This is a genomic window from Paraburkholderia silvatlantica (genome assembly GCF_003096715.1).
Classification (GTDB): domain Bacteria; phylum Pseudomonadota; class Gammaproteobacteria; order Burkholderiales; family Burkholderiaceae; genus Paraburkholderia; species Paraburkholderia silvatlantica.
In genome coordinates, this window is record NZ_QEOL01000018.1 from 133,600 (window position 1) to 144,761 (window position 11,162).

At 64.9% G+C, this 11,162-nt stretch carries 10 protein-coding genes; 7 read left to right on the forward strand and 3 right to left on the reverse strand.

Features of this window, described 5'->3' with window-relative positions; all coding sequences use genetic code 11:
• The first annotated feature begins 61 nt into the window (after positions 1 to 61).
• From C7411_RS23055 to C7411_RS23065, 3 genes are read left to right on the forward strand one after another with little or no spacing between them, the layout of a single operon-like run.
• A complete protein-coding gene (locus C7411_RS23055; RefSeq protein ID WP_110386359.1) occupies positions 62 to 1,345 on the forward strand; it encodes a c-type cytochrome in 1,284 nt (427 codons plus the stop codon).
• Positions 1,342 to 1,854 (forward strand): (2Fe-2S)-binding protein, encoded by a 513-nt coding sequence (locus tag C7411_RS23060; RefSeq protein ID WP_110386360.1) that lies wholly within the window; start codon positions 1,342 to 1,344, stop codon positions 1,852 to 1,854. Before C7411_RS23055 ends, C7411_RS23060 begins: the two co-directional genes overlap by 4 nt.
• Entirely contained in the window at positions 1,851 to 4,130 is a 2,280-nt protein-coding gene (locus tag C7411_RS23065) for a xanthine dehydrogenase family protein molybdopterin-binding subunit (RefSeq protein ID WP_110386361.1), read from the forward strand. Before C7411_RS23060 ends, C7411_RS23065 begins: the two co-directional genes overlap by 4 nt.
• A 78-nt stretch (positions 4,131 to 4,208) precedes the next feature.
• Here C7411_RS23065 and C7411_RS23070 read toward each other — a convergent pair whose 3' ends face one another.
• The 3 genes from C7411_RS23070 to C7411_RS23080 are packed head-to-tail and all read right to left on the reverse strand — an operon-like array spanning position 4,209 to position 6,339.
• Positions 4,209 to 4,604, reverse strand: a complete 396-nt coding sequence (locus C7411_RS23070) for a BON domain-containing protein (protein ID WP_110386362.1) — start codon at positions 4,602 to 4,604, stop codon at positions 4,209 to 4,211.
• A 5-nt stretch (positions 4,605 to 4,609) separates the two neighbouring features.
• On the reverse strand, positions 4,610 to 5,299 hold the full coding sequence (locus tag C7411_RS23075) for an HD domain-containing protein (RefSeq protein WP_110386363.1): 690 nt from the start codon (positions 5,297 to 5,299) through the stop codon (positions 4,610 to 4,612).
• Between the two features lie 56 nt (positions 5,300 to 5,355).
• Positions 5,356 to 6,339: an alpha/beta fold hydrolase gene (locus C7411_RS23080; RefSeq protein ID WP_110386364.1), complete on the reverse strand. Its 984-nt coding sequence runs from the start codon at positions 6,337 to 6,339 to the stop codon at positions 5,356 to 5,358.
• Between the two features lie 337 nt (positions 6,340 to 6,676).
• Here C7411_RS23080 and C7411_RS23085 point away from each other — a divergent pair, with 337 nt between their 5' ends.
• From C7411_RS23085 to C7411_RS23100, 4 genes are all read left to right on the forward strand, one after another.
• Entirely contained in the window at positions 6,677 to 7,582 is a 906-nt protein-coding gene (locus tag C7411_RS23085) for a helix-turn-helix domain-containing protein (RefSeq protein ID WP_110386365.1), read from the forward strand.
• Positions 7,583 to 7,908: 326 nt separating this feature from the next.
• On the forward strand, positions 7,909 to 9,033 hold the full coding sequence (locus C7411_RS23090) for an alkene reductase (protein WP_110386366.1): 1,125 nt from the start codon (positions 7,909 to 7,911) through the stop codon (positions 9,031 to 9,033).
• A 260-nt stretch (positions 9,034 to 9,293) separates the two neighbouring features.
• Positions 9,294 to 9,866, forward strand: coding sequence for a DUF3331 domain-containing protein (locus C7411_RS23095; protein WP_165822867.1), 573 nt, complete (start codon positions 9,294 to 9,296; stop codon positions 9,864 to 9,866).
• Between the two features lie 44 nt (positions 9,867 to 9,910).
• Complete coding sequence (locus C7411_RS23100; protein WP_110386368.1) at positions 9,911 to 10,813, forward strand: LysR family transcriptional regulator; 903 nt, start codon at positions 9,911 to 9,913, stop codon at positions 10,811 to 10,813.
• Positions 10,814 to 11,162 lie beyond the last annotated feature (349 nt).

Consider the following 11,162-nt stretch of genomic DNA (forward strand, 5'->3'; position numbering starts at 1 on the left):
GGCGCGCGGTAGCGAGCGCGACGACCCGGGCCGCGCATGCCATCGCGCAGCGGGAGCCTTCATGAACCGCAGAGGACTCTGGATCGGTGCGGCGGCGATCATCGCCGCGGGCCTCGCGGCCGCCGCGGCCATCATGTACAGGCCGCCCATCGCGCCCATTGCGCCGCCGTCGCCGGACAGCTTCGACGCGCAGCTCAAGCGCGAGGGCGCGCGCGTGGTCGCGCTCGGCGACTGTATCGTGTGCCACACGGTGAAAGGCGGCCGTCCGTTCGCGGGCGGCTTGCCGCTCGCCACGCCGTTCGGCACGATCTACGCGACCAACATCACGCCGGACCCGCAAACGGGCATCGGCGCGTGGTCCGAGGCCGCCTTTGCGCGCGCCGTGCGGCACGGGATCTCGCGGGACGGGCATCTGCTCTATCCCGCGTTTCCGTACGTGCATTTCACCCGTATGTCCGACCGCGACGTTGCCGCCGCCTATGCATACCTGATGAGCCGCGAACCGGTTCAAGCAAGCGCGCCGGCCAACGAGCTGATCTTTCCGCTAAATTTCAGGCCGCCGGTGGCGTTCTGGAACCTGCTGTTCCTACGCACAGGTCTGCGCGAAGCGGACGCTTCGCAGGACGCGCAGTGGAACCGCGGCAAGCTGCTCGTCGATGGTCTCGGCCACTGTGCCTCGTGCCATTCGCCGCTGAACGCGATCGGCGGCGAGAAGGCTGGCCGCGCCTTCGACGGCGGTGTGGTGGACGGCTGGGAAGCGCCCCCGCTCAATGCGCCCGGCAGCGCAGCGAAGCCGTGGACGAAGACGCAGCTCGTCGCCTACCTGCGCACCGGACGCGCCTCCGAGCACGGCGCCGCCGCAGGCCCAATGCTGCCGGTCACTCGCGATCTCGCGACCGTGCCGGTGGAAGACGTCGAGGCGATCGCCACCTACATTCTTTCGCTCCAGAAGCGCGCGCCGAGCGAAGCCACGCCTGCCGTGCACGTCGCGGCACGCGAAGCCACGCCCGCCGAACAGCGCGGCGCCGTACTCTTCAGCGCCTCGTGCGCGCAATGCCACGGTCCGGGCTCACCCATGCAGACGATCGGCGAGCGTCCGACGCTCGCGTTCAGCACGGCGGTCAACTCGGGCACGCCGCGCAACGCCGTGCAGATGATCCTGAACGGCATCGACTGGAACGGCGCAGACGCGATGAACTACATGCCCGCGTTCACGAGCGTCTACGACGACCGGCAAATCGCCGACCTCGTCGCCTATGTGCGCGACGCCTACTCGACACGACCCGCGTGGCCCGACGCCGAACCCCTCGTCGCCCAGCTCAGAAAGGAGGACAGTGCGCGATGATTTCACTGAACGTAAACGGCGTCCAGCACGCGCTGGACATCGATCCCTCCACACCGCTGCTGTATGTGCTGCGCAACGATCTCAAGCTGCACGGCGCGAAGTTCGGCTGCGGACTCGGTCAATGCGGGGCGTGCACCGTCATCGTGGACGGCGAGGCGACCTTCTCCTGCCTCGTGCCCGTAAGCGCGATCGGCACACGGCCGGTCCGCACGCTCGAAAGCCTCGGCAGCGCTACGCATCCGGGCGCGTTGCAGCAGTCGTTCATCAAGCATCAGGCGGCGCAGTGCGGCTACTGCATCGCGGGCATGATCATGCGCGCGCAGGCGCTGCTGGATCGCAACCCGCACCCCACTGAGCAGCAGGTGCGCGCGCACATGGAGCCGAACCTGTGCCGCTGCGGCACGCACATGCGCATTCTCGCCGCCATCCGCGACGTCGCGGGGCTGCCCGCACCGCAGGCGAGCACCCCGGCCACGCATCCCATCACTGCCGCGAAGACCGCATCATGAGCCACCACGACGACGATTCCCTCGACGCGCCCATCGACGAACGCCGCCGGCACTTCATGATTTCCGGCGCGCTCTTCGTCGCGTTCAGCATGGTCAAGGGCGCGGACGTACTCGCCCAGGAAGTCATCGCCGACGAAGGCGCGGCCGTGCACGTTGCGAAGGAGACCCAGGCACTTGCCGGTAGCCTGAAAACCAATCCGTTGCTCGATGCGTGGATCAAGATCACGCCCGCAGGCAAGGTCACAGTCTTTACGGGCAAGGTCGAACTCGGCACGGGCGTGCGCACGGCGCTGCTTCAGGTCGCCGCCGAAGAGCTGGACATGGCGCCCTCGCTCATCAGGTTCCTCACCGCCGACACGGGCGCCTCGCCCGACGAGGGCCTCACGGCAGGCAGCCACACCATGGCCGACAGCGGCAGTGCGCTGCTCAATGCCGCGGCGCAGGTGCGCGGGCTGCTCGTCGGCGCCGCCGCGAAGCACTTCGGCGTCGATCCCGGCACGCTCAGCGCAAACGATGCCGTCATTCGCACGCAGGACGGCCGCACGATGAACTACGGCGAAGCCGTCGGCCTCGTGGACCTGCATCGCAACGCAACGCCCAATTCGCCGCTCAAGGACCCGAAGACGTTCCGCGTGATCGGCACACCGTTCCCGCGGCTCGATATACCGTCGAAGGTCACGGGCGGCGCGAGCTATGTCCAGGACATGCAGCTGCCGGGCATGCTGCACGCACGCGTCGTCATGCCGCCCGTGTACGACGCGAAACTCCTCTCATTCGACGAAACCGCCATCATGAAGATGCCCGGCGTCGTGAGGATCGTGCGCAATGGCAGCATGCTGGCCGTGGTGGCGCAAGGCGAATGGCAAGCGGTAACGGCGCAACGCGCCCTTGCGGCCAGCTGCCAATGGTCGCCGGGGCGTGCCCTGCCCGATCCGGCAACCGTGCATCGCGACCTCAAGCCGCTCTGCACGCAGCAGATCAAGATCGCGGACCATCATGTTCCCTCGGCGCCCGCCGTGAAAACGCTGGAAGCGCGCTTCATCAAACGGTATTTGTTGCACGGCTCGATCGGGCCTTCGTGCGCCGTCGCGCAACTCGAAGGCGGCCAGCTCACCGTCTGGACCCACTCGCAAGGCGTCTATCCGCTGCGCGACGCGCTGGCCGACATGCTCTCCATGCCAAAGGAAAGCGTGCGCTGCGTCCACACCGAAGGCTCCGGCTGCTATGGCCACAACGGCGCCGACGATGCCGCCGCGCATGCCGCGTTGATCGCCGCGGCCATGCCGGGGCATCCGGTGCGCGTGCAGTGGATGCGCGAACAGGAACACACATGGGACCACTTCACACCTGCCATGGTGACGGAGGTGAAGGCGTCGATCGACGCGGGCGGGCGCATCGTGGACTGGCAATATGCGCTCTGGAGCAGCTCGCACAACGAGCGCATCGTCAACGCCGGGCGGCTGCTGCCCGCGCGCATGCTGGAAAAACCCTTTGTTTCCGCGCCTTCGACGCCGATGCTGCAACCCGAGGGCGGCGGCGACCGCAACGGCATCCCGCTCTACACGCTGCCCAACATCGAGGTGATGAACAACTTCTCGCCGACCATGCCGCTGCAGACTTCGGCGATGCGCTCGCTTGGCGCACATACCAACGTGTTCTCCATCGAGAGCACGATGGACGATCTCGCGCACATGGCCGGTATCGATCCCGTCGAATTCCGTTTACGCCACATGGACGATCCGCGCGCGCGCGATGTGATCCTGCTTGCGGCGAAGCGGTTCGGCTGGCCGCGGCCGCCGCGCGCGCGCAATCGCGGCGTGGGTTTCGCGTTCGCGAAGTACAAGAATCTGATGGCGTATGTGGCAATCGCCGTGGAAATCTCCGTCGAGCCCGAGACGGGTCTCGTGAGGCTGGAAGAGGCCCAGGCCGCCGTGGATTGCGGCCAGGTCGTGAATCCCGACGGCGCGCGCAACCAGATCGAAGGCGGCATCGTGCAATCGGCCAGCTGGACCCTGCACGAGGAACTGCGCTACGACACGAGCCGCATTCGCAGCTTCGACTGGGGAACGTACCCAATCCTGCGCTTCGATTCGGCGCCAAAGCGCATCGACGTGCACCTGATCGACCGGCCCGGCGCGCCGTTCCTCGGTACGGCGGAGGCCTCGATGGGGCCTGCCGCGGGCGCACTCGCCAATGCGCTCTTCGACGCGACCGGCAAGCGGGTGCGCGAAATGCCGCTGGCGGGCGACGCCCTGAAAAAACTCATCGAAGTATAGGAGCCGCATGGCGGGCCGGTTGCCGCTGGCCACGCCAGCGCAACGCCATAAGCCGGCGTAACGCCGGCTTATGGCCGCTTAGTTGCCAGGCGTGCGCACCGTCAGCCGGTTGACGACCTGGCTCACGCCCTCCACGTCTTGCGCGTGCTGCTGCGCGGCCGCGATCTGGGTGGCCTCGGGGACCGTTCCGGTGAGCGTTACCACACCCGATTTTGCGAGCACGACGACGTTTGCCATCCGCACGTCGCCCTTCTTCGTCACCGCCTTGCGTACGTTTGCCGCCAGTTTGCGGTCGGCGGCTTTCGCGGCGTTGTGAGCCGCTTTGCGCGCCGCTTTCTCCTGTGCCGCGCCCGGCGCGGCGTTCGGTGCGTGCGTCACGACAGGCGGCGAATAAGACGTTGCCGCATCGGCGGCCAAGGCGTGAACGCTCGTCAATGCGAGTGCGGCCAGCATCGGAATGAAACGGTGCTTCATGGTTTTTATCTTCTTGAGTGGGAAAGCAAGTTCCTGTCCGGCCGAGTCCAGCGCGAGCCCAGAATGAGCCCGCAAAAATTCAGCCGGCAGTAGTCAGGATCGATGCGGGCAAGAATGTCCGCGCTCCACGTGCCGCTCGTCGTGTGCGGGCGATGGGCGACGCCTCTGCCGATCGCCCGGATCACGTCTTCGGAAAACGTGGCTTCGCGCGGATAGGCCGCGAGAATGGCCCCGCGCTCGGCGCACGTATACGCGTCGTAGTGCTCGCCGACAAGATCGGTCCACGCCGCTTGCGCCAGCAGGCGCGCAAGCGGCGAAACATGCTCCGGAATGCCCGGCGTGGTGTGCAGGGCGATCGCCCGCCAAACGTCCTCGGCCACGTGGGGAGAGACATCCGCAAGCAGCGCGCGCGCCGCATCGGCGCTGTCCACCTCGTAACGCAGGTTCGAGTGCGCATAGGCTGGGCCGAGGCCCATGTTCGCGTACATCGCGCTCACGTAGAGTGTTTCCGTGTCACATGCTTGACGCTCGCGACGGGCGGCGAGAGCAGCGAACACGAACACACGATGCGCGTGTCCGATCAGAACGGGATCGAGCGCCGCGCACGCGTTCTCGACGGCGAGAGCCGCGAGCGCGGTGCGCGGAATAAGCACGCCCGCCACTTCGTCCGGTGTTGCCGCAAGTCCAGGCTTCATGACGCGCTCCGTGCTCACGCCTGTCACGACGCGCGAGCGAAAACCAGCAGCCGGCCTTATCCCTTCAGGAACGCCAGCAGATCCGCGTTCACCTCGGCAACATGCGTGCTGCACATGCCATGCGGCGCGCCGGGATAGACCTTGAGCGTGGCGTGCTTGACAAGCTTCGCCGACAGGCGCGCCGAATCGTCGATCGGCACGATCTGGTCATCGTCGCCGTGCAGAATGAGTGTCGGCATGTCCATCTTCTTCAGGTCTTCCGTGTAGTCGACCTCGGAGAACTGCTTGATGCACTCGTACTGGCCCTTGATCGAGCCCTGCATGCCCTGCCGCCAGAAGTCCTGCACGAGACCCTGCGAGACCTTCGCGTTCGGGCGGTTAAAGCCATAGAACGGCGTTGCGAGGTCGAGATAGAACTGCGAGCGGTTGGCCGCCACACCGTCGCGAATGCCGTCGAACACGGACATTGGCAGGCCGCCGGGATGAGTCGCCGACTTGACCATCTGCGGCGGCACGGCGCCGATCAGCACCGCCTTTGCCACCCGCTTCGAACCGTGCCTGCCGATGTAGTGCGCCACTTCGCCGCCGCCCGTCGAGTGGCCGACGAGCATCGCGTTGCGCACATCGAGCGCATCGAGCACAGCCGCCAGATCGTCTGCATAGGTATCCATATCGTTTCCGGCGGACGGCTGGCCCGAGCGCCCGTGCCCCCGACGGTCGTGCGCGATCACGCGGTAGCCCTGATTCACCAGGAAGAGCATTTGCGGATCCCACGCGTCCGCCGATAGCGGCCAGCCGTGCGAGAAGACCACCGGAGTGCCGGTGCCCCAGTCCTTGAAGTAGATCTCGGTGCCATCCCTGGTCTTCACGTAGCTGCCGTTGCGCTGATGCTCGCTGGCGCTGTGCGCGGCCGTGCCGCCGGCAGCCGACGCCACCGCGGGCAGAGCCGACATTGCGATCGCACCGGCGACGCCTGCGCTGGCCGAAAGCATTCTGCGTCGCGTTGGCGACGGCGCGTTCGCGTTTTCCTGCAAGTTCATCGTTATTCTCCGTGGTTGCCTACCCGTACGCGGGGTGGCGCGTGATGGGTTTTCGTGCGCTGTTGTCCGCGATGCAAACAGGCCATGCCCCGCGTCGGGAACAAAGTTTAGTGACGCAGAGTTAAAAGGTCCTTTTCCAGCGCTTAAATATGCTTAATGCCGCATTCAGACGGGGGCAAGATGCGGTTCGACGCTAAACAACAAGACGATTCGATGTCCCAGGGTCGCGTCCCCCGGGTTACCGCCCACTCGGCCAGCGCATGCGTCCTTTCTGCGCCATAATTGCGAAGTATTACCGGACATTACAGTTCATGACCAATGCGTACGGATCACACCGATGATTTCCTCACCGTTCATACCGAATACGTCAACCGGTTCGAAGGACTCGCTCGGGTGCGTTTCCACCAATCTGCGCCGGGACGTGCAAGTCGAGACCGGCGACATCACGTTCTTTCGCAAGTGCATGGACAAGCCGGAACTGGAACGCATCGCGATGCCTGGATGCGAGCGTGGCTTTCTCGTGGGCGTCTCGCTGCGAAACGGCCACCGGCGCAAGATCTTCCGCGGGGCGCAGACAATCGATCGCCGCTTTCGTGACAACTCGATCTATATCCGCGACTTCTCCGAGCATTACCGGGCGGATCTATACGGTAATTTCGACTTTCTGCTGGTCGAGTTGTCTCACGCTTTCCTGAATCACCTGACCGACGAGCACAACGTGCCTACTGTGCAGGGGCTGACCTGCGCGCGCGACCAGGAAGATGCCGTGCTCGGCCATCTCGCGCGTGCGCTTGCCGCCAGCCTCGAAACATCCGGCCCGGTCAACACCCTGCTCATCGAGCAGATCGGCGTTGCGATCGGCACGCATCTGGCGCGGCAATACGGCAACCTGCGGGCCGCCGACGAACGCGTCAAGGGAGCGCTGTCGCGCGCCTGTGCAGCCCGTGCAAAAGAGATGCTGCTCGACTGTTCCCGCAACGGCCTCTCGATTGCCGACGTTGCGCGCGAATGCAACCTGTCACGCGGCTATTTCATTCGCGCATTCGCGAAGGAAACAGGGCAAACGCCGTATCAATGGGTCCTGGAAAAGCGCACGGAGCAGGCGCGAGCGCTCATGGACGCCACGGACATGACGCTTTCGGAGATCGCGGCATCCTGCGGCTTTGCGGATCAGAGCCACTTGAGCCGCGTCTTCCTCAGGATCGTCGGCATGTCCCCGGGCGCATGGCGCCGCCGGGCGTGATGCCGCTTCAGGCACGCATCATGGCGCCGGGTTCCGGCTGAACTCACCCATGATCCGCCTGCCGAGATCGATGCCGATCTCGCCCAGGCGCACGCCGTTGCGCCACTTGACCGCTCCCCACTGCTTCAGCGCGCTTCGTCTATCGGCCGTTCGGGCTCGCGCAGCCGCAGTGCAAGGGCGACCGCATTCGCGGCGCCCGTACCGCTCGACAAAGGCCGCTTGCGTCCGGCGCAAAACTGCTTAGCGCGTGAGACGGATTCTCCGCGGTCCCCATCGCCGATAACGTTGCAGACATCCCGCTCCCATTCACCTGCACGGAGATTCTCATGTCTGACGCTCTCTTTCAACCGATTCGCCTCGGCCGCCATACACTCGCCCATCGCATCGCCATGGCGCCGCTCACACGTTCCCGCGCAGGCCAGCCGGGCAATGTGCCGACGCCCATGAACGTCGAGTATTACCGGCAACGCTCGGGCGCGGCGCTGATCGTCACCGAGGCCACGCAAATATCGCAACAGGGGCAGGGCTATGCCTGGACGCCCGGCATCCATAGCCCCGGGCAAATCGATGGATGGCGCGCCGTGAGCGAAGCCGTCCACGCCGAAGGCGGCAAGATCTTCCTGCAGCTCTGGCACGTGGGGCGCGTTTCGCACCCGGTCTTCCAGCCCGGCGCAGGCCTGCCTGTCGCTCCAACGGCGATGCCCGTGCCGGGAAAGACGTTCATCGTCGACAGCAAGGGCAACGGCGCCTGGGCCGATGTTCCGGTTCCCCAGGCATTGACGCTCGAAGGGATCGCACAGATCGTGCAGGACTTCCGCGTCGCCGCGCGCCATGCCATGCAAGCCGGTATGGACGGGGTCGAGATTCATGCCGGCAACGGCTACCTTATTGATCAGTTCATCAATAGCGAGAGCAATCGCCGCACCGATGCCTATGGTGGCAGCATCGAGAACCGCGCACGCCTGCTCTTCGAAGTCGTGGATGCGGTCAGCGCAGAAGTGGGAGCAGTGAACGTCGGCGTGCGGCTCACGCCGATGGGCCGCTTCATGGGCATGGGCGACGACACGCCCGAGGCCACCTTCGGGCATATCGCCGAGCACCTCGACGGGCGGAATCTGGCGTATCTGCACCTCGTCGAGCCCGCCATCGTCGGCACGGTGAAAGACGAAAAGTACGATCCCCGCTGGGACGCCATCATCAAGCTCATGCGGCGGCGATTCAACGGCGTATTGATGCTGGCGGGCGGCTACACACTGGAAACCGCGATACAGGCGATCGAAAGCGGCCGCGCGGATCTCATCGCGTTCGGCCGTCCGTTCATTGCCAACCCGGACCTGCCCGCTCGTCTGCGCGCCGCACTGCCCCTCAACGAGGCCGACCCGAGCACGTTCTTCGGCGGCGACGCGAGGGGCTATATTGACTATCCGGCCTTCGCTGCCGCATCGGACTGACTGCACGCAGGCAGGGGCCTCCAGGCGCCCGCCCGCCTGCGCAAACCAAATCCCGCCGACCTTCGTGCCCTGCATGCCGCACCTTCGGGATTTCAGGAGTTTTCATCCGCCGGCTCAGGACCTTTTAGCTGCCCCGATTCACAATGGAGTCTCCCCGCGCGGCCTCGACGCGATGTTCTCCCGCGCGACGCCCGCAACGGCAACGTGTCCACGCGCGCGAGCCAGGACCCGATCGCATGCATACGAAATGGAGCTGCCCAATGGAACCCTATGCAAACGACGAACCATGGAAACAGACCATCCTCTCGCTCGAGCGCGCTTCGCGTTCGAGCGCCGACGTCGCGGCGGCAGAACAGGAAGGCGTGAAGCGCAAGGCAAATCGCGCATGTTCACCGCAGCGGACGTCGCGATCGGCATCCCATACGCCATTTTCAGGCCGCATCCGCGTACTCGAGCGTCTTTCCAGCACGGTCGTCTCGCTCTGCTGGCATGACGCCACCTGCGGCCATTACGCAGATCAGATCTGGAAGCGCACTCACTCGCGCCGCAAAACGGTCTGCACCGTGACGGGCAGGACCGTGAACCGTGGCGACGCCGTCTACCGTCCTTATCGGCGCGGCACGTGGCCGGCCAATGCAAACCACTCGATTCTCGCTTGCGTACTGGAGGCCTCCGAAGGACTCGATATGCATATGTCGCCGGGCAGCAGACACGGACACCAGACGCCATTTCCCGCGCAGGGCTGGATGCCGCTCACGGCTTCGCTCCCCAGCCTGACGTACGCAACAGCAATGACCGATTCGCGCGCGCAGGATCCTCTGGTCGAAAGCTAGAATAAGAAAGGCGCGCAACGGTTCGTTGGACCGGAGGCAAAGCGATGGACAAACTTCAGGCGCTACGCGCTTTCGTCGTCGTGGCACAGAGCGGCGGATTTTCGAGCGCAGCGCGCAAGCTCGAACTCGCAACCTCGTCTGTCACGCGCGCGGTCGATGCGCTCGAAGAATCGCTCGGCACCGCGCTGCTCAACAGAACGACGCGCCAGGTCACGCTATCCGATGCGGGCAAGACGTACTACCTGCGCGCGCAGCGCATTCTCGAAGACATCGCCGAAGCCGACGCTGCCGTCACGGATCGCGGCGATGACGCCTCCGGTCCGCTGCGGGTATCGGTGCCAGTGGAGTTTGCCCGCCAGTGCATCAGCCCGCACATCGGCGCGTTCCTTTCGCGCTATCCCAAAATCGATCTCGACATCACGCTGACCGACACGATGGCCGACCTGGTTTCCGAGCGCGTAGACCTCGCAATCCGCCTGGGCACGCCGCCGCCAGACGCTGCCGTGATCAGCCGGCACATCGGCAACTTCAGCCGGTACGTCGTGGCCAGCCATGCTTATCTGCACGAGTTCGGCACGCCAGCGCAACCCGGGGAACTGACGGCGCATCAAACCCTGCGCTTTTCCTATGGTGCCGACCGGCAGGTCTGGGCATTCTGCAAGGATGGCTTGCAGTCCGAAGTTGTGGTCACGGGGAAACTGAAATCCAACAACTCGGACATCCTTCGCGAAGCGGCGCTGAGCGGCGCCGGAGTCGCGTTGCTGCCAAGCTGGCTCGTGGCCGCCGACGTGCAAAGCGAACGCCTGACCCGGCTGTTCGAAGGCTACGAGGTCAATCCGAACAACGCCCGATCCGCGGTAACCGCACTTTATTTGCCGAACCAGCGTGGATCGAGGCGTATCAAGGCCTTCATCGAGCTTGTCACCGGGGCCGCTAACTTGCAGTGACCGGGGCCGCCGGCGGTGAAATCACGAATCTGCATTTGACATACAAATGCACCTCACATTGTTTTTCGCAATGCTTTGGCCCGATCGTTCGTGCAAAAAAATCCCGGCGGCGTAACCAGCAATTTAGTTCGCGTAACCTGACAAAGTTCGGGTTTCGACGTGACATTCATACATGCCGCTCGATGAACGCCATGGCGGCACGAATAGCGACCCAATGGACGTTAGCCGCGCTCGCAGGCGTTTGAAGACATCTTTTTGGCCGGGCGCCGAGCATTTTTGTTCAAGACGCCCCTCTCTCCTTTGTTTACACTTCGAATTGCGCCAAATTGCCGTATTGAACGTCATCCGG